The organism is Luteimonas sp. MC1750, assembly GCF_016615955.1.
Classification (GTDB): domain Bacteria; phylum Pseudomonadota; class Gammaproteobacteria; order Xanthomonadales; family Xanthomonadaceae; genus Luteimonas.
The window spans coordinates 1,270,645-1,288,537 of the sequence record NZ_CP067113.1 but is presented as its reverse complement, the minus strand read 5'-3'; the positions used below and the strand labels follow the sequence as shown (position 1 = coordinate 1,288,537).

General features: G+C 71.8%; 14 protein-coding genes and 2 tRNA genes. 1 reads left to right on the top strand and 15 read right to left on the bottom strand.

All coding sequences use genetic code 11. From position 1 onward, the window contains the following. Positions 1–15: 15 nt before the first annotated feature. Genes JGR68_RS06090 through JGR68_RS06070 form a run of 5 tightly spaced genes read right to left on the bottom strand, consistent with a single transcriptional unit; the run spans position 16 to position 6,347 of the window. Positions 16–1,176 (bottom strand): hypothetical protein, encoded by a 1,161-nt coding sequence (locus JGR68_RS06090; RefSeq protein ID WP_199361615.1) that lies wholly within the window; start codon positions 1,174–1,176, stop codon positions 16–18. Further along, positions 1,173–2,492 (bottom strand): J domain-containing protein, encoded by a 1,320-nt coding sequence (locus JGR68_RS06085; RefSeq protein WP_199361616.1) that lies wholly within the window; start codon positions 2,490–2,492, stop codon positions 1,173–1,175. Before JGR68_RS06085 ends, JGR68_RS06090 begins: the two co-directional genes overlap by 4 nt. Before the next feature lie 8 nt (positions 2,493–2,500). Continuing rightward, positions 2,501–4,783 (bottom strand): polysaccharide biosynthesis tyrosine autokinase, encoded by a 2,283-nt coding sequence (locus JGR68_RS06080; RefSeq protein ID WP_199361617.1) that lies wholly within the window; start codon positions 4,781–4,783, stop codon positions 2,501–2,503. A gap of 29 nt (positions 4,784–4,812) precedes the next feature. Next, positions 4,813–5,511: a polysaccharide biosynthesis/export family protein gene (locus JGR68_RS06075; RefSeq protein WP_199361618.1), complete on the bottom strand. Its 699-nt coding sequence runs from the start codon at positions 5,509–5,511 to the stop codon at positions 4,813–4,815. A gap of 41 nt (positions 5,512–5,552) precedes the next feature. Further along, positions 5,553–6,347, bottom strand: a complete 795-nt coding sequence (locus JGR68_RS06070; protein WP_199361619.1) for a CpsB/CapC family capsule biosynthesis tyrosine phosphatase — start codon at positions 6,345–6,347, stop codon at positions 5,553–5,555. A gap of 205 nt (positions 6,348–6,552) precedes the next feature. Between JGR68_RS06070 and JGR68_RS06065 the strand changes: the two genes are divergently transcribed. After that, entirely contained in the window at positions 6,553–8,352 is a 1,800-nt protein-coding gene (locus tag JGR68_RS06065) for a sensor domain-containing diguanylate cyclase (RefSeq protein ID WP_199361620.1), read from the top strand. 38 nt (positions 8,353–8,390) lie between these two features. Here JGR68_RS06065 and JGR68_RS06060 read toward each other — a convergent pair. The 10 genes from JGR68_RS06060 to JGR68_RS06015 form a co-directional block, all read right to left on the bottom strand. Beyond that, a tRNA-Cys gene (locus JGR68_RS06060) sits at positions 8,391–8,464 on the bottom strand. 70 nt (positions 8,465–8,534) lie between these two features. Further along, positions 8,535–8,610, bottom strand: a tRNA-Gly gene (locus tag JGR68_RS06055). Between the two features lie 134 nt (positions 8,611–8,744). Next, positions 8,745–9,344, bottom strand: a complete 600-nt coding sequence (pgsA, locus tag JGR68_RS06050; protein WP_199361621.1) for a CDP-diacylglycerol--glycerol-3-phosphate 3-phosphatidyltransferase — start codon at positions 9,342–9,344, stop codon at positions 8,745–8,747. Beyond that, the gene (gene uvrC / locus JGR68_RS06045) at positions 9,341–11,224 is read right to left on the bottom strand and encodes an excinuclease ABC subunit UvrC (RefSeq protein ID WP_199361622.1); all 1,884 of its coding nucleotides are present in this window, start codon (positions 11,222–11,224) and stop codon (positions 9,341–9,343) included. The genes pgsA and uvrC overlap by 4 nt, the downstream gene beginning before the upstream one ends. Then, positions 11,221–12,654 carry a redoxin family protein gene (locus JGR68_RS06040; protein ID WP_199361623.1) on the bottom strand — a complete coding sequence of 478 codons (1,434 nt, stop codon included), beginning with the start codon at positions 12,652–12,654 and terminating at the stop codon, positions 11,221–11,223. The genes uvrC and JGR68_RS06040 overlap by 4 nt, the downstream gene beginning before the upstream one ends. Positions 12,655–12,769: 115 nt before the next feature. Next, positions 12,770–13,540: a 3-deoxy-manno-octulosonate cytidylyltransferase gene (gene kdsB, locus JGR68_RS06035; protein ID WP_199361624.1), complete on the bottom strand. Its 771-nt coding sequence runs from the start codon at positions 13,538–13,540 to the stop codon at positions 12,770–12,772. A gap of 254 nt (positions 13,541–13,794) precedes the next feature. After that, complete coding sequence (gene lpxK, locus JGR68_RS06030; RefSeq protein ID WP_199361625.1) at positions 13,795–14,826, bottom strand: tetraacyldisaccharide 4'-kinase; 1,032 nt, start codon at positions 14,824–14,826, stop codon at positions 13,795–13,797. 40 nt (positions 14,827–14,866) lie between these two features. Beyond that, entirely contained in the window at positions 14,867–16,618 is a 1,752-nt protein-coding gene (msbA, locus tag JGR68_RS06025) for a lipid A export permease/ATP-binding protein MsbA (RefSeq protein ID WP_199361626.1), read from the bottom strand. Positions 16,619–16,683: 65 nt separating this feature from the next. Further along, positions 16,684–17,130, bottom strand: coding sequence for a biopolymer transporter ExbD (locus tag JGR68_RS06020; RefSeq protein ID WP_199361627.1), 447 nt, complete (start codon positions 17,128–17,130; stop codon positions 16,684–16,686). 7 nt (positions 17,131–17,137) lie between these two features. Beyond that, complete coding sequence (locus JGR68_RS06015; RefSeq protein WP_199361628.1) at positions 17,138–17,845, bottom strand: MotA/TolQ/ExbB proton channel family protein; 708 nt, start codon at positions 17,843–17,845, stop codon at positions 17,138–17,140. Positions 17,846–17,893 lie beyond the last annotated feature (48 nt).

Below are 17,893 nucleotides of genomic sequence, written 5' to 3'. Positions count from 1 at the left end.
AAAGCGTGCCAGTGATCACGGTCCGACCCGGAGATCGGCGAGGTGGAGTTCGCCGCGCAGGATCTGGGCGACGCCGCGTGGTGCCGGGTTGACCAGGCGCAGCCACTGGCCTTCGCAGCCCTCGCGCGCGGGGACGGTGAAGGTGAAGGCGAGGTCGGCCCAGTCCCGCGCTTCGCGCACCCGTGCGCCGGCGCCAATCGCGGTGCGGCCGTCACTGCAGGTCAGGCGCCATTCGAGTCCCTGGTCCGAGCGCAGGCCTTGGGTGCGGGCGCGCAGGTGGAGCACGTGGTCGCCGGGGGCGAGCAGCATCGGCACTTCCAGGCCGGTATCGCCGACGGGCCGGCCGAGGAACCGCAGCCGCGCCGCGTGGCGGCCGCCGTCGAGCGCGATCCGGTCGAACAGCACGCCGGGCACGCGGCGGACGCGCCAGTCGAAACCCGAGGAAGACGGGGCGCGGCTGAAATCGCCGTTCCACGGCACCGGGAGGCGCTCGGGCGGCGTCTCGAGGCCGCTGACCCAGCGGGCGTAGGCACTGCCCCAGCGGCCGTCGCGGAGCATGCCGTCGATCCAGCGGGCGGTGTCGTCGGCGTCGAGGGCGCCCTGGGCGCGCAGGGCGCCGTGCAGGTTGTCGGCGGCTTCCGGGACGCGGCTGGCGGTCGTGGCGCGCAGGATGGCCGCGCGCCACTGGGGCCGCTGGACGAGATGGGTGGCCAGGGCCTCGGCGAACGCCGGGTCCTGGGCGAGCTGGGCGATGAGTTCGAGCAGCTGCTGGCGCTGCGCAGGCGCCACGGTCAGCAGGGCGTCGAGATGATCGGCGGCGGCGGCGAAGTCGCCGGACTCCAGCGCGTGGGTGGCGAGCCAGCCGCGCACCTGCGGGTCGCGCGGCGCGCGGCGGGCGGCGGTCCCGTAGCGGGCGCGGGTGGCGTCGGCGCCGCCCTGACCGTCTTCCGCACGGGCAATGATGCCGAAGGCCCGCCCCATGACCGGCGCGCGCGCGAGCACGTCGCGGGCGATGGCGGCGGCGCGCGGCTTGTCGCCTTGCTGCAGGGCGGCGTTGGCGGCCGCGAGGTCCTCGTGCAGGCGCTGCAGCTCGCCCCGGGTGGTGACCAGGCCGTAGCCGGCGGCGACCAGCACGGCGATGAGGGCAACGAAGGCGATCCAGCGTGCGGGGCTCATCGCGCCGGGTCCAGGTGCAGGCGGGCGATGCGCCAGTGGTCGCCGCGGCGCTCCAGGCCGACGTGGAGCACGCCGGTTTCGGCCGGGCCACGGCGGCCGCCGAAGCGGTAGGCCCCGGACATCGACGCGGACTCGGTGCCGAGAGTCCAGTTGGGGTGCGTGACCAACATGCGGCTGCGCTGGCGGACGTCGTGGCGGGCGCGGAGGTCCTGACGCAGGGCCGCGGCCTCGAGGCTGACCGGAAGGTCGAGCCAGAGCGGCTCGCCGCCGCGTGCGGAGGAGAAGTACGCGGTGACGCTGTCGACAGCGGCCTCGGCCTGCCGGAACAGCTGCAGCGGATCCGCGGTATCCCGCCCCCCTGTAGGAGCGGCTACAGCCGCGATCTCCCTCCCCCAATCACCCTCGCTCACGTCCTCCGTCGCAAACGTCGCAGCTTCCCGCACCGGGTATCCGGCTGAGTGCGCCGCCGCCGTTTCTGTCTGCGCCGCCGCCGTCTCCATCTCCGTCGCCGGCTCCGGCACGGTCTGCGTCGCGGTTTCGGTCAGGACTTCGGGCTGCCCCTCCGGCACGCTCACCACCATCGCAGGCACCCGCACAGTCACTTCCTCCATCACCTGCGGCAATGGCGCCGCCATCCGCTGGCTGACGTCCACGCCCGTCTCCTGGAACCGGCTCGCATCACGCAGGTCGTCCAGCCGGTCTTCCCGGGTCACGGCAAGCCAGGCCAGGGCGAGACAGGCGATGGTGAGGAAGGCGACGGCGATGGGGCCTGTTGGGATGGGTTTCGGGGGTTGTAGGGGGGTGTAGGTGATGGGGATAGGGATCGCGGCTGTAGCCGCTCCTACAGGGGTAGCAAGCGCCAGATGCTCGGCGTCGTAGCGGGCGCGGGCGGCGGGGGTGCGGAGGTGGTTCCAGGCCTGGTTGACGCGGGTCGAGAGGGCGGAGTCCCACTGGGCGCCCTCGCTGCGGTCGGGGTGCAGCCAGCGCATGAGGAGGTGGTGGTGCTCGCGCAGCACGGCTTGGTCGGCGTCAGGGGCGGCGCCAAGCTGGCGGTAGGCATCGGCGCCCTCGGCCAGCAGCACCTGCTGCACGTAGAAGCGCGCGGCTTCGACGAGTTCGGCTTCGGCGCGGCCAGTGCGGGAGATCGCCCCACGCGTGGCATCGGACGTTCCCGACGCGATGGCCAGCAGTTCGCCGATGCCCTGCGGCAGCGGCCGGGTGCGCAGGGCCGTGCGCAGCGCCGGCGCGCGCAGCAGCCCCAGCGCCTGGTCCAGCGCTTCGCCGCCCTGCCCCACCATCCCCGCGTGCTCCCCCACGCCGGTCCCTACTTCCCGGCCAGCCTGGGCTGGGTCCCGTAGGAGTAGTACGAGGCGTAGTCATAGCCGTAGCCGGCGACCTTGGCGTCGTAGTGGGTCAGGACCGCGCCGATCACGTGCGCGCGCGCCGCGGCCAGGCGCTTGAGCGCGGCCTGCGCGGTCTTGATGCGGGTTTCGCCCGCCTGCACCACCACCAGCGTGCCGCCGGCGACGTTCGACAGGATCGGCGCGTCGGCGATGCCCAGCACCGGCGGGCCGTCGATGATCACCTGGTCGTACTTCTCCGCGGCGATGGTCAGCATCGACAGCAGGCGGCTGCCGGCCAGCAGCTCTGCGGGGTTCGGCGGCAGCGGCCCGGCGAGGATGATCTTCAGCCGCTCGTCGTCGGTGTCCATGATCACCTGGCTGGCGCTGGCGGCGCCCGCCAGCAGGCTGGACAGGCCGGTGTCCGAGCGCACGCCCATCATGCGGTGCATCGACGGATTGCGCAGGTCGGCCTCGATCAGCAGCACGCGCTTGCCCATCTGGGCGAAGTTGCGCGCCAGCGTGGTGGCGGTAGTCGACTTGCCTTCCGAGGCACTGGCACTGGTGACCAGCAGCACCCGGGGCACGCCGTGGTCGGTGGAGAACTGCAGCGCGGTGCGCACCGAGCGATAGGCTTCGGCGAACGCCGAGCGCGGGTCAGCCATCGCGTCGGTGACGGTCTGCTTCTTGAGGTGGGGGATGATGCCGAGCACGGCCATGCGCAGGTGCTGCTCGATGTCTTCCGGACCCTTGAGCGTGTCGTCCAGGAACTCGAGCACGAAGGCCAGCAGCACGCCCAGCATCAGCCCGAGCATCAGGCCGATGGCGAGGTTGAGCGGCAGGTTGGGCTTGAAGCGCCCGCCCGGCACCACGGCACGGTCGACGATCGAGATGTTGTTGGTGCCGACGCCGGCACCGGCGGCCACGCCGACTTCCTTGTAGCGCTGCAGCAGGCTGTCGTAGAGCTGGCGGTTGGTGTCGACCTCGCGGCGCAGGATGTTGTAGTCGATCGAGCGGTTGTCGACGTCGAGCGTGCGGCCACGCGCGGAATCGATCTGCGCGACCAGCATGTTCTCGCGCGCCTGCGCGGCGTCGTACTCGGCCTTGATCGAGGCGCGCACGGCGTTGCGCTCCTGCGCGATCTGGCGGTCGACCTCGTCGATCTGGCCCTTGAGCGCGAGCATGCTCGGATACTCGGGCTTGTAGGTCTTGAGCTGCTGCTGGTATTCGGCGTTGAGCGTGGCGCGTTGCTGCTGCAGCGAGTTGAGGATCGAGTTGCTGATCGCGCCCGCCGGCAGCTGCCCGCCGCCCGAAACCTGGCTCCACGACGCCTGCGCGCGGATGCGGTCGTCCTGCGCCGCGGCCAGCGCGGCATTGAGCGCGCCGAGGTTCTGGCTTTCCAGGCTCTGGCTGCCCTCGCCGCTGGTGACGATGTTTTCCTTCGTCGCGAACGCCACCAGCGCGCGCTCGGATTCCTCGAGCCGACCCTTGGCCAGCGCCAGCTGCTCCTCGATGTACTTGCTGGCATAGGACGAGGCGTCGAACTTGCGCTCGATGGCGTGTGCGATGAAGCCATCGGCCACGGCGTTCACCACGCGCGCCGAGAACGCCGGCAGGGTGGAGTCGAAATGGATGCGCACCAGGCGCGAGTTGCGCACCGGCTCCACGGTCAGGCCGCTGCGCACGATGCCCACGGCCTGGCCGAGGTCGACCATGGCGTCGGCTTCGGCGGTGGTGGCCGGGTCATCGCCCGGCGCATTCGCGGGCTGCGGGCGCAGCGCACCGGTGGCGCGCTGCCACCACGAGGTGGCGGCGAGGCGCTCGATGGTGCCGGCGTCGATCGCCAGCTCGTTGGCCACGCGCTCGGCCAGTGCGCGGCTCTTCAACAGTTCGTACTGGGTGGTCAGGAAGTCCGGCGCGGCGGCCTCGGCGCTGCCCGTGCCTTCGACCTGCAGGATCTGCACCGACTCGCGGTCGATCTGCATCACCGCGGTGGCGCGATACACCGGGGGCATCATCAGCGTGGCGATCAGCGCCAGGGCGACCACCGTGCCGAGCACGCCCAGCACCAGCCACTTGCGCTTGACCAGGATGCGCCAGTAGGCAAGGAGATCGATCTCGTCTTCGTCGCCTGCGCGCCTGTCCTCGAAGACGTCGAGCGGGAGCCCGCGCTGGCCGGTCGCGACGGCGAGCTGGCCCGGACGCTGGACCGGGAGCCGGTCCGGATTGCCGCTTTCGGGCTGCGCGGGAAGGTTGTCGTCTTGCATCAGCTTGCGTTGTCCATAACAGGTGTGGCTCAGAGGGCCAGGAACAGGCCCAGCGCAGGCACCGAGCGGATGAATTCGCGGAACGCCGACTTGCTGCCCGAACGTTCGATCACGATGATGTCGTCGCCGTAGACCTGGGGATCGGCGAGTTCGCCACGGCGCACCTTGGTCAGGTCGTAGGCCGCCGCCATGCGCTGGCCTTCGACATTGCGGAACAGCACCACGCCTTCGAGGTCGGCGAACTCGTCGGTGCCCTCGGCCATGGCGATGGCCTGCAGCAGCGAGGTCTTGCCGGTCAGCGGATAGATGCCGGGCTTCTTCAGCGCGCCTTCGAGCGTGACCCGCTGGCTGGTGTATTCCTTGACGAAGACGGTCACCTGGGGATTCTGCAGGTAGCCATCGGCGTACTTCTCGCCCAGCTCGCGCTCCAGTTCCGGCACGGTCTTGCCGCCGGCCATGACGCTGCCCACCAGCGGCAGGTTGATCATGCCGTTCGAGTTCACGCGCGCCTGGTGCGAAAGATCCTTGACGCCGAACACGCTGATCTCCAGCAGGTCCTGCGAACCGACGCGGTAGTCGGTGGCGCCCTCGTAGGCGCCAGAGGCGGCGGTGGTATCGGGCGGCGGGAGCGTGACGCCATGGGCCGCGTTGCGCTTGCCCGCGGAGGCACACGCCGCAAGCAGCAAAGCGAAGACGGCCGCGATCAGGAGTCGGCTGGCTTGTTTCATGGGGGACCTCGGTGGAACGGCGGGACTTCGGGCGGGAAACGTCAGGCGGAGCGCAGGAACCGGGCCAGCAGCCCGCGACGTGGCGCGCGCGGCGCTGGCGCCTTCAGGGGGGGCAGTGTATCCGGTGGAGCGTTGCCGACGATGCCGGCGGGACGCGTATTCACCATGTGATCAGCCTCCTCGGCACCCACCAGGGCCGCGGCCGCCTGGCGCGCTTCGGCCAGGAAGGGCGGCCGGCGCGTCGGATGGTGGGCGTCGGTCGCGAGGATGTGGCAGTGCCCCTCTCCGACGAATTTCTGGCCCCAGTACTGCGCCCGGCTGCCGTAGCGGCCGGTCAGCGCGCCGCCGGTGACCTGGATCCAGCAGCCGCGGTGGGCCAGGGTGACGAAGGTCTGGTAGTGCTGCTCAACCCAGGTGAGACGTTCCGGATGTGTGATCACTGGCACATATCCGGCGGCGAGCAGCTCGAACAGGGTCTCTTCCAGCCGCGGCGGGGCGACGTGGTGCGGCGGCTCGAACAGCAGGTAGCGCGAGCCGGCGAGCGTGGGCACGCGGCCGTCGCGAATGCCGGCCACCAGGTTCTGGTCGAGGTGCACGTCGGCGCCCTCCACCAGCTTCAAGGCGATGCCCTCGCGGTCGAGCTCGGCCTGCAGCTCGGCGATCGCGGCGCGGATGCCCGGGCCGCTGTTCTCGTACAGGCCGGGATAGATGTGCGGGGTGCAGGCGGTCACGGTGATGCCGTCGGCCACGGCCATGCGCGCCATTTCGAGCGACATCGCCAGGTCGGTGGCGCCGTCGTCGATGGCGGGCAGCAGGTGGCAATGGAGGTCGTACAAGGTCGCGAGTTCCGAGGTTGCACGCCGGACGACCGGGCACTCTAGCAGCTGGCAGGCGGGCGGGTCGGGAGCGGAGTCACATATGGCCCGCTCCTTGCTTCCCGATCTCGGCCCGTGCGCCGCCCCGAGGCCGCGCATCCGCCCTGACCGGGTCGCCTGTTCACGCCGCCCGGGCTAGAGTGCCCGCCCCCACCCCGAGACCGCCATGCCGAAAGGCCCGCCGCTGCGCCGCACCCGATGGGCCGATCGCTGCCTGCTCGCGTTCCTGATCGCGGGCACGTCATGGCTGTCGCTGACCTTGGCGCGTGGTCCGGGTGAGCTGGCCGCGATCTGGGTCGGCAACGGCATCCTCACCGGCTGGCTGCTGTCCCGGCGCAGCGTCACCTGGCCGCCCTACCTCGCCATCGCCGTCCTGGCCGAACTGCCGGCGCGCATGCTGGCCGGCGACGGCTTCACCTACGCGCTGTCGATCGCGGGCGCGAACCTGCTGGAAGTGCTGGTGGTGGCGGGCGTGGTGCGGCGGATGGTCCCGGATGTCCGCGATCCCGAGCGCTGGGTCACCCTGGGCGGCATCGCGATCGCGGCCACGCTGGGGGCCTGCGCGCTGTCCGGGCTGCTGGCCGCCTGGGTGGCGCATGCCATGAACGCCCAGGATTACGAACGCGCGTTCGCCGGCTGGTTCGCCGCGCACGTCGTGGGCATGGTGATCGTGGCCACCACCACCCTGGTCGTCCACCGCCGCAGCCTGCGCATGGCGGTGTCGGGCCGCCGCGGCTGGGACCTTGCCCTGACCACGGTGCTGCTGGCGGCGGTGGGGACCGCCGTCTTCCTCAGCCCCTATCCGATGCTCTTCCTCACCTATCCCCCGCTGCTGCTGGTGGCGATGCGCCACCGTTTCGTGGGCGTGGCGCTGGGCGTGATCGTGCTGGCGCTGATCGCCGCCGTGGCCACCCATTTCGGCCATGGCCCCCTTGCCGACCAGCAGGGCCTGGGCGACGACGGGCGCATCGCCCTGCTGCAGATCTTCCTGGCCGGAGGCTGCCTGATGACCTTTCCGGTCTGCCTGGCGATGGCCGAGCGCAAGCGCATGGACGAGCGCCTGGCCGAGAGCGAGCGCCGCTACCGCATGCTGGCCGACCATTCGCACGACCTGATCGCCCGCATCCGGGCCGACGGCCAGCGCGTCTACGTCTCGCCCTCGTCCTTCGAGATGCTGGGCTGGACGCCGGACGAGATGCTGGGATCGCGCTGGAACCTGGTGCACCCCGACGACCGCGCGCCGCAGCAGCAGGCCATGGCCGAGGTGCTGGCCACCGGCCGGCCGCGCACCGACATCTACCGCCTGCGCCACCGCGACGGCCACCACGTCTGGGTGGAGGTGGTGTCGCGCTGCCTGCCCGCCGACGAGCCGGGCGGCCAGGCCGACGTGATGCTGACCGCGCGCAACATCACCCGCCGGGTGGCCGCCGAGGAGGCGCTCGCCGAAAGCCGGCGCGAGCTCGAGCGCATGACGCGCACGGATCCGCTGACCGGGCTGGCGAACCGCCGCCAGGTGGACGAGCGCCTTGCGTTGGCGCTGGCCCGGCTCACGCGCGGCGGCGGGCCGGTCGCGCTGCTGTACCTGGACATCGACCACTTCAAGCGCATCAACGACACGCTGGGCCATGCCGCGGGCGATGCCGTGCTGCAGGCCTTCGCGCGCCGCCTGCTCGACAGCTTGCGCGCCACCGACCTGGCGGCGCGGTTGGGCGGCGACGAGTTCGTGCTGCTGCTCGAAGGCGTGGAGCCGGCCGCGGCCGAGCGCGTGGCGCGCAAGGTGCTGGAGGCCATGGGCGCGCCGGTCGATGCCGCGGGCACGCCGGTGGTGGTGGGGACGAGCATCGGCATCGCCTGGACCGACCGGCCGCTGGCTGCCGCCGACCTGGCCGCACAGGCCGACGCCGCGCTCTATGCCGCCAAGAAGTCCGGCCGCGGCACCTGGCACCTCGCCCCGCTGCCCGCCTGACAGACGACAAAAAGCCGCCCCTGCGGGCGGCTTCTGTCTGGAGGCCTCAGTCGGAATCGAACCGGCGTACGCGGATTTGCAGTCCGCTGCATGACCACTCTGCCATGAGGCCTGAAACTGGCGCCAGGCGAATTGCAGTGCCTGACACAACAAGACCCCGTTTCCGGGGCCTTGTCAAAATCTGGAGCGGGAAACGAGACTCGAACTCGCGACCCCGACCTTGGCAAGGTCGTGCTCTACCAACTGAGCTATTCCCGCGTTGAGCCCGCCATTCTACCGTTAACCAGGTGACTGTCAACACCTTGTTGCCGGAGTCTGCCGCCGATGAATGGCGTCGGGCGCGGCGCAATTATGCATACGCGCGACGCGTCCGGCAACGGCCAGGTGCCGCCTCAGGCGCGGCGTTCGCCGGCTTTCAGTGCGGGCCAGGCGGCACGCAGGTACAGCACGGCGGACCACAGGGTCAGCAGCGCGGCCACGGCCAGCATCCAGTCGCCGACGTGGAAGATCGGCTCGCCCAGCCAGGGCTGCGGGCGCGGCGGATTCTTGTCCGGCGTGACGGCGTACAGCAGGCACAGCAGCGCGCCCATCTGCACCACGGTCTTGATCTTGCCGATGGTCGCGACCTTGACCGTGGCGCGCTGGCCGAGCTCGGCCATCCATTCGCGCAGCGCCGAAACCGCGATCTCGCGGCCGACGATCACCGCCGCCCAGAACGCCATCCACGGCGTGGGATGGCCCTGCACGATCAGGAACAGCGCCGTCGCCACCATCAGCTTGTCGGCCACCGGATCGAGGAAGGCGCCGAAGGCCGAGCTCATGCCGTAGCGGCGCGCGATCCAGCCGTCCAGCCAGTCGGTGAAGGCGGCCAGCGCGAACACGCCGGCGGAGGCGAAATTGCTCCACTGCCAGGGCAGGTAGAAGGTCAGCACCAGCACCGGGATCAGGAGGATGCGCAGCAGGGTCAGCCAGGTGGGCAGCGTCAGTTTCATGCGGTTCCGGGGGCGTCCAACCCGTGCAGTGTGGCGTAAATCCGTTCGGCGAGTGCGAGGTTGACGCCCTCCACGCGGGCGATTTCCTCGACCCCGGCGGCGCGCAGGCCGCCCAGTCCGCCGAAATGCTTGAGCAGCGACGCGCGCCGCCGCGGGCCGATGCCGGGGATGTCCTCGAGCCGGCTGGTGCTGCGCGCCTTCTGCCGCCGGCCGCGGTGGCCGGTGATGGCGAAGCGGTGCGCTTCGTCGCGCACCTGCTGCACCAGCTGCAGTCCGGGCGACGCCGCGCCGGGCTTGAGCTCGCGCCCGTCCGGCAGCAGCAGGGTCTCGTCGCCCGGCTTGCGCGCCTCGCCCTTGGCCACGCCGACCACCGTGATCGCCCCGTCGATGCCGAGCCCGGTGAGCACCGCGTTGGCCTGGGCCACCTGCCCGGCCCCGCCGTCGATCAGCAGCAGGTCGGGCAGCACCGCGTCGGGGTTGCCGGCGGCGCGCTTGAAGCGGCGCGTCAGCGCCTGGTGCATGGCGGCGTAGTCGTCCCCGGGCTCGATGCCGGCGATGTTGTAGCGGCGGTACTGGCCGCGCACCGGGCCTTCGGCATCGAACACCACCTGCGAAGCCACGGTGGCCTCGCCCATGGTGTGGCTGATGTCGAAGCATTCGATGCGCCGCGCGGGCTCGGCCAGGCCCAGCAGCTCGCGCAGCGATTCGGCGCGCGCGGCCTGCGCGGCCTGGCTGCCGAGCTGGGCGGCCAGCGAGTTCTCGGCGTTGCGGCGCGCGAGGTCGAGATAGCCGGCGCGCTCGCTGCGCACGCTGGTCTTGATCGCCACCCGGTAGCCGGCATTGAGCGCGAAGGCTTCCTCCAGCAGGGGCACATCTTCGATCACCCGGTCGAGCACGATCTCGCGCGGCGGCTGGTGCGCGGTGTAGTACTGCGCGACGAAGGCGGCCAGGACTTCGGCCGGCTCCTCGACGCCGTTGGTCCTGGGGAAGAAGGCGCGGGTGCCGAAGTTGCGGCCGTCGCGGAAGGCCAGCAGCAGCACGCAGGCGCTGGCGCGCTCGGTGGCGATGGCGAGCACGTCCAGATCCGCAGCGCGGCCATCGACGTACTGCCGCGCCTGCATCCCGCGCAGGCTGGCGAGCGTGTCGCGCAGGCGCGCGGCGAGTTCGAAGTCCAGGCGGCCGGCGGCGGCCTCCATGTCGTTGCCCAGCTCGACCAGCAGCTCGTCGCTGTGGCCTTCGAGGAACAGGCGCACGCGGCGCACCGCGGCCGCGTACTCGTCGGCTTCGACCAGGCCCACGCAGGGCGCGCTGCAGCGGCCGATCTGGTACTGCAGGCAGGGCCGCGTGCGGTTGCGGAACACGCTGTCCTCGCAGCTGCGCAGCTTGAACAGCTTGTGCAGCAGGTTGAGCGTCTCGCGCACCGCCACCACGCTGGAGTACGGGCCGTAGTAGCGCCCCGGCACCGACTGCGGCCCGCGGTGCAGGGCGATGCGCGGCCACTCCTCGCGGGTCATCAGCAGGTGCGGATAGCTCTTGTCGTCGCGCAGCAGCACGTTGTAGCGCGGCTTGAGCGACTTGATCAGCTGGTTTTCCAGCAGCAGCGCCTCGGCCTCGGTGCGCGTGACCGTGACCTCCATGCGCGCGACCTGCAACAGCATCGCCGCGGTGCTCGCGTTCTTCGGGCTGGCGTTGAAGTAGCTGGCCACGCGCTTCCTGAGCGCGCCGGCCTTGCCGACGTACAGCACGCTGTCGTCCGCCGCGAACATGCGGTAGACGCCCGGTGCGGTGCTGAGTCCGCGGACGAAGGCCTTGCCGTCGAACGGCGGCGGGGCGGGCTCAGGCGGCGCGGCGGGCCCGGTGGGGTCGCCGGGCCTGGTCATTCGCCGATCGGGACGTGCTTCAGGCTGCCGTCCCGGGTGTCGTGGCGCAGCACCGCGTGGGCATCGGTGTCGGCGATCCAGACCACGCCGTCCGCGGCCGCCAGGCCGCAGGGCGCGTGCAGCCGCTGCGGCAGCGGCACGGTGGTGACTTCGCCGCCGCCCAGGCGCAGCGCCCGCAGGCAGTCGTTGCCGCTGTCGGCGATCCACAGCACCGGCGAGGTCTGGTCGAGCGCGATCGCCTGCGGCTGCTGCAGCCGGGCCTCGGTGCGCGCGCCGTCGGCATTGCCGTGGGTCCAGGCATCGGCGCCCACCAGCGTGGTGACCTGGCCGCTGCGCGCATTGGCCGAGCGGATGGCCGAGCCAGCGGCGTCGCAGACGTACACCGCCTGCTGCACGGTGGCGAGCGAGGCCGGCTCGGCGAACGCGGCCTGCGTCCCCACCCCGTCGGTCACCGCCAGCTCGCCCGAGCCGGCCACCAGCGCGATCTCGCGCGTGCCGAGGTCGAAACGCCACACGCGGTTGTCCCCGGCGGTGGCGATGAACAGGCTGCTGGCCGCGAGCGAGGCGGCGACCGCCCGAGGCTGGTCCAGCGCCACCATGCGCGGATCCGCGACCGGACCCTCGGTGGGCGTGCCGGGCCGGCCGGCGCCGACCACGGTGTCGATGTCGCCGCTGCGCAGCTGGACGCGGCGCACCGCGTGATTGCCGGTATCGGCGATGTACAGCGTGTCGCGTTCGATCGCCAGGCCCTGCGGCCGGTTGAACGCGGCCAGCTCCATCGGCCCGTCGATGAAGCCCGAGCCGCCGCTGCCGAACTGGCGCAGCACGCGCCCGCTGAGGTCGCACTCGAGCACGCGGTGGTGGCCGCTGTCGGCCACGTAGAGATAGTTGCCCGACAGCGCCAGGCCGACCGGGAAGCACAGCGGCAGCTGCGGCTCGCCGCCGCGGCGCATCTCGATGCGCTCGGCGTTGAGCGCACGCGGCGCGCCTTCGGCCTGCAGGCGGCTGATCGCGGCGTCGATTTCGCGCAGCTGACCATCGCCGACGAAGCGCTCGCGCACGCGGCCGCGCGCATCCAGCAGGACCACGGTCGGCCAGGCCTCGATGCCGTAGTGCTGCCACAGCGCCCAGTCCGCGTCGTGCGCGACCGGGAATTCGAAGCGGTGGCGGGCGAAGCGCTTGCCGGCGCGGCGCGGCTCGCGCTCGTGATCGAAGCGCGGCACGTTGACCGCGACCACGTTCAGGCGGTCGGGGTGGCGGTTGCGCAGGTGGTCGAGGTCGACCAGGGTCTGGTTGCACCAGGCCGAGCCGCCGTTGACGAAGGCCAGCGCGGTCACCCGCCCCAGCAGCTGCGACATGCGCAGCGGCGCGGTGGTGTTGAGCCAGTCCAGGCCGGCGGGGAATTCGGGGGCGAGCGCGGCGGCATCCATGCGCCCGATTATGCCTGTCCTGCTCCGCCCCCCGCGATCGCCCCGCCCCTCCTCCTGCAGGAGCGGCTACAGCCGCGATCAGCCCCATGCCCTGTGGGAGCGGCTATAGCCGCGATCAGCCTGCCGCCAGTCGCCGCTCAGCGCGCTCCAGGTCTTCCGGCGTGTCCACCCCCGGCGGGAACGGCTCCGGGGACAGGGCCACGGCGATCCGGTGGCCATGTTCGAGCGCGCGCAACTGTTCGAGCGATTCGGCGCGCTCCAGCGGCGTCGGCGGCAGCGCTGCGAAGCGCTTCAGGAACCCCGCGCGATAGGCGTAGATGCCGATGTGGCGCAGCCACTGGTGGCCGCCGGGCAGCTGGGCGCGCCCTTCGGCGGTGGCCCAGGCGTCGCGTGGCCACGGGATCGGCGCGCGGCTGAAGTACAGCGCGTCGCCGCTGGCGGCGCGGACCAGCTTCACCGCATTCGGATCGGCCAGCGTGGCCGCGTCTTCGACCGGCGTCGCCAGCGTCGCCATGTCGGCGGCGGAATCGACCAGGGCCGCGGCCACCGCACGGATGCCGGCGGCCGGCGCGAAGGGTTCGTCGCCCTGCAGGTTCACCACCACCGTGTCGTTGCTCCAGCCGGCGATGGCGGCGCATTCGGCCAGGCGGTCGCTGCCGGACGCATGGTCCGGCGAGGTCATGGCGATGCGCACGCCGCTGCCGGCCAGCGCATCGGCGATGCGCGGATCGTCGGCGGCGACCCAGACCGCGTCCGCACCGGCCGCGAGCGCGCGCCGCGCGACATGCAGGACCAGCGGCTCGCCGCCGAGCAACCGCAGCGGCTTGCCCGGCAGGCGCGAGGCGGCATGACGCGCCGGAATGGCGACGACGAAGGGATGGCTCATGGGGCGATTGTGCCACCTGCGCCACGAGCCGCGATCAGCCACAGCCCCGGACGTCCGCGATCGCCGCGGGCGATGCAACTGTAGGAGCGGCTATAGCCGCGATCCCGAGGTGTCCCGGCAACGGATGCTGCAATCGCGGCTATAGCCGCTCCTACAGGGAAGATGTCCCCGGGGCGCAGTTGTCCCGGGTGTCGCGGGTGCCGTGGGTGTCGCGGGTGCCGCAGGTATCCCGGGTGTCGCGGGTGTCACGGGTGTCACGGGCCGCCGGGGGTGGGCGGCGTGGCAGCGATGGCGCCCCGCTTGGGCAACTTCGCCAGCAAGGCGACCCAGAAGGCTTCTGGCAGTTCGGCCTGGACCGGGACGGCATAGTGCTTGTCGGTCAGGAAGGCGGCGCACTTCACCGCGTCCTTGGCGGTCATCAGCACCGGCAGGTCGCTGCCGAAGCGCAGGTCGTCGGCGACGTAGGCGTGGTGGTCGGGGAAGGCGTGCGGCACGACGGCGATGTCCAGCGCGCGCAGCATGTCGAAGAAGCGCTCCGGATCGCCGATGCCCGCGACCGCATGCACCCGGCGGCCGGCGAAGGTCGACAGCGGCAGCGGGCGGCCGCCGACCAGGGGCACGGCGTCGCCCGGCGCCAGCCACATCGGCCATTCGCCGAAGCCGGCGGCGAGATCCGGATCGCTGCCGACGTTGAGCACGCGGAAGTCGCAGCCCTCGCCGCGCTCGGCGGGTTCGCGCAGGGGACCGGCGGGAATCGGGCGGCCGTTGCCGTGGCGGCGGCGGCCGTCAATGACTTCGATCTCGATGTCACGGCCCAGGGCGTAATGCTGCAGCCCGTCGTCGCAGACCACGATGTCGCAGCCGGCCTTGGCCAGCGCGCGGGCGGCCGCGACGCGGTCACGGTCGACGCGCACCCGGGCATCGGACTGGCGCGCGATCAGCACCGGCTCGTCGCCGCCTTCGGACGCAGGCGTCGTGGCCTCCACCCACATCGCCTTCGACGCATTGGCCCGGCCGTAGCCGCGGCTGGCGACGCCGGGCGTCCAGCCCTCGGCGCGCAGGCGCTCGACGATCGCCAAGGTCAGCGGCGTCTTGCCGCTCCCGCCCGCGACCAGGTTGCCGACCACCAGCACCGGCACCTTGAGCGACTGCCGGCGCAGCAGTCCGGCGCGGTAGAGGCGCCGGCGCAGCGCCACCGCGGCGCCATAGACCGGCGCGACCGCCGCGGCCCACAGCGGCACGCGCGCGCCGGGCTGGTACCACCATTTCGGTGCCTGGCGGCTCATGACGTAGACCCTCGTCGCGCGCACTGGCGCACCCGCGGCCTCATGTCGTCGCGCCCTCGCGGAACTGCATGGCGTGCAGGTGCGCGTAAAGCCCGCCACGCGCCAGCAGCTCCACATGCGTGCCCTGCTCCACGATCCGGCCCTGGTCGAACACCAGCACCTGGTCGGCGTGCTCGATCGTCGACAGCCGGTGGGCCACCACCAGGGTCGTGCGGTCGGGCATCAGCCGCTGCAGCGCGTCCTGCACCAGGCGCTCGGATTCGGTGTCGAGCGCAGCGGTGGCCTCGTCGAGAATCAGGATCGGCGCGTCGCGCAGGATGGCGCGCGCGATCGCCAGGCGCTGGCGCTGCCCGCCCGACAGCAGCGAGCCGTTCTCGCCGATCGGCGTGTCCAGGCCCTGCGGCAGGCGCTCGATGAACTCCCAGGCGTTGGCGGCTTCGGCGGCGGCGCGGATGGATTCGCGCGGGGCGTCGATGCCGTAGGCGATGTTGGCGGCGACGGTGTCGTCGAACAGCGCCACGCGCTGGCCCACCAGTGCGATCTGGCGGCGCAGGTCGGCCAGCGGATAGTCCGCCAGCGCCACGCCGTCGAGCGTGATCCGGCCCGACGTCGGCTCGTAGAAGCGTGGCACCAGGCGGACCAGGCTGGTCTTGCCGCTGCCCGACCGGCCGACGATCGCGGTCACCGTGCCCGGCGCGGCGCGGAAGCTCACGGCCTCCAGCGCGCTGCCGTCGCCGCGGGCATAGCGCAGGCCGACGTCGTCGAACACCAGTTCGCCGCGCGCACGCTGCAACTTGTGGCGACCACGGTCGTCCTCTTCCTCGTCGTCCAGGATCGCGAACAGGCGCTCGGCGGCGGCGACGCCGCGACCGAGCACGCTCTGCACGTTGGTAATCCGGCGCAGCGACGGGATGATGCCCATCATCGCGGTCATCAGCTTGATGAACTCGCCGGGATTCAGCCGTCCGGCCAGCGACTCGTGGATCGCCACCCAGACGATCGCCGCCAGCGCCAGCGCGGCCAGGATCTGCACCAGCGCCGACGAGGTCGCACGCGTCGCCTCGACCTTCATGTTCAGGCCAAGCACGCGGTTGGCGAGCGTGGAGTAGCGCGACTGCTCGAAGCCCTGTGCACCATGGACCTTGACGTCCTGCTGCGCGGCCAGCGACTGCTCGGCGCTGTGTGCGAGGTCGCCCATGCCGGTCTGGATGCCGCGGCTGATGCGCCGGTAGCGCCCGCCCACGTACCACACCACCACGCCGATCAGCGGCGCGATCAGGATCATCGCCAGCGTCACCTTGACGCTGGTCCAGAGCATCAGGCCGAGCAGGAAGACGATGGTCAGGCCGTCGGCGATGATCATCTTCAGCGCGTCGGCGCTGGCCTGGGTCACCTGCTCGGTGTCGAAGTTCAGCCGGCTGACCATCTGCGGCACGGCTTCGGTGTCGAAGCGGCTGCTGGGCAGGCGCAGGTACTTGCCGAGCACGAGTTCGCGCAGGTCGCGCACCACGCTGCGGCCGACGCGCGCGATGCCGTAGTCGGTGCAGAAGGTGGCCAGTCCGCGCACCAGGAACAGTCCGATGATCGCGGCCGGCAGGATCAGCGCCATGCGCGGCTGCGGATCGACGAAGCCCTCGTTGGTCAGCGGCTCCATCAGCCAGACGAAGGCGGCGCCGGCGGCGGCCTCGACCACCATGCCGACCATCGCCACGACCAGCAGCGCGCGATAGTTGACCGTGTGGCCGAGCAGGCGGCGGTAGGTCTGCCAGGCGGAGGGCTCGGCCGCGGTCACGCCCGCCTGCCGCGGCGCGGATGCCTGCCCTGCTCCGCGCGGAACGTGTCCGGCCTCCGGCTTGCTCACTGCGCCGGCGCCTGCACGGCCGCGGCGCCGGCCTCCGGCGCAGTCGCGATCGAGATGCGGCGGAAGCCGAGCTGGCCCAGCGCGTCCATCGCGGTCACCACGGCCTGGTGCGGCGTGCGGGCGTCGGCGCGCAGCAGCACGGGGCGCTCGCGGTCGTCGCCGGCGACTTCCAGGATGGTGGCCTTGATCGCCTCGACGTCGGTGCGCAGCGCTTCGCGGTCGTCGATGAAGTAGCGGCCCTCGGCGTTGACCAGGACGCTCAGCGCAGGCTCCTCGCTGTCGGCGGCACGCGCATCGGCCCGCGGCAGTTCGAGCTTCAGCATCGAGCGCGTGTCGAAGGTGGTGGTGACCACGAAGAAGATGATCAGCACCAGGATCACGTCGATCAGCGGCACGAGGTTGATCTCGGGGATGTCCTCGGCGCGGCGGTCGCGGATGCGCATGCGCGGCTCAGGCCTCGGCCGGACGGGCGGCCGTGCCGTGGCCGGCAGGCGCACCGGGTGTACCGGCCTGCGCGTGGGTGCCTGCGGCGGTGGCGGTGGCGACGCGGCGGTTGCGCGGATCCAGCGTGTCCATCAGCGCGATCGCCTCGTGCTCCATCTCGACGATGTAGCCATCGATGCGCCCGCGGAAGTAGCGGTGGAACATCAGCGCCGGCACCGCGACCACCATGCCCGCGGCGGCGCAGACCAGGGCCTTGCCGATGCCGCCGGCGAGCTCGTTCATCTCGCCCATGCCGACGTCCATGATCCCGAGGAACATCTGGATCATGCCGACCACGGTGCCGAACAGGCCCAGCAGCGGGCCGATGCCGGCGATCGTGCCGAGCGCGTTGAGGTAGCGTTCCATGCGGTGCGCGAGATGGCGACCGACGTCCTCGACGCGCTCGCGCATCTCGTCGCGCGGGTGGTTGCGCATGTCGAGCACGCTGGCCAGCAGCGCGCCCAGCGGCGAGTTGCCGCGCAGCGATTCGATGTGCGCCGGATCGAGCTGTCCGCCGCGCCCGACCCAGTCGCGCACCTCGCGGCCGAGGCCGGGCGGCAGCACCTGCGCGCGGCGCAGGGTCCAGAACCGTTCGACGATGATCGCCAGCGCCACCGCCGACAGCAGCAGCAGGGGCAGCATCGGCCACCCGCCTGCCTTGACCAGTTCCAGCACGTATCCACTCCTGGGCCGGGGGGCCCGCGGGCTAACAGGGCGCATAGG

Bases quoted from the DNA above. Each gene is read 5' to 3' on its own strand.
- JGR68_RS06065 (WP_199361620.1), top strand. From the start codon at position 6,553: ATGCCGAAAGGCCCGCCGCTGCGCCGCACCCGATGGGCCGATCGCTGC.
- uvrC (WP_199361622.1), bottom strand. From the start codon at position 11,224: ATGACCAGGCCCGGCGACCCCACCGGGCCCGCCGCGCCGCCTGAGCCC.
- JGR68_RS06075 (WP_199361618.1), bottom strand. From the start codon at position 5,511: ATGAAACAAGCCAGCCGACTCCTGATCGCGGCCGTCTTCGCTTTGCTG.
- JGR68_RS06080 (WP_199361617.1), bottom strand. From the start codon at position 4,783: ATGCAAGACGACAACCTTCCCGCGCAGCCCGAAAGCGGCAATCCGGAC.
- JGR68_RS06090 (WP_199361615.1), bottom strand. From the start codon at position 1,176: ATGAGCCCCGCACGCTGGATCGCCTTCGTTGCCCTCATCGCCGTGCTG.
- pgsA (WP_199361621.1), bottom strand. From the start codon at position 9,344: ATGAAACTGACGCTGCCCACCTGGCTGACCCTGCTGCGCATCCTCCTG.
- JGR68_RS06020 (WP_199361627.1), bottom strand. From the start codon at position 17,130: ATGCGCATCCGCGACCGCCGCGCCGAGGACATCCCCGAGATCAACCTC.
- lpxK (WP_199361625.1), bottom strand. From the start codon at position 14,826: ATGAGCCGCCAGGCACCGAAATGGTGGTACCAGCCCGGCGCGCGCGTG.
- kdsB (WP_199361624.1), bottom strand. From the start codon at position 13,540: ATGAGCCATCCCTTCGTCGTCGCCATTCCGGCGCGTCATGCCGCCTCG.
- JGR68_RS06040 (WP_199361623.1), bottom strand. From the start codon at position 12,654: ATGGATGCCGCCGCGCTCGCCCCCGAATTCCCCGCCGGCCTGGACTGG.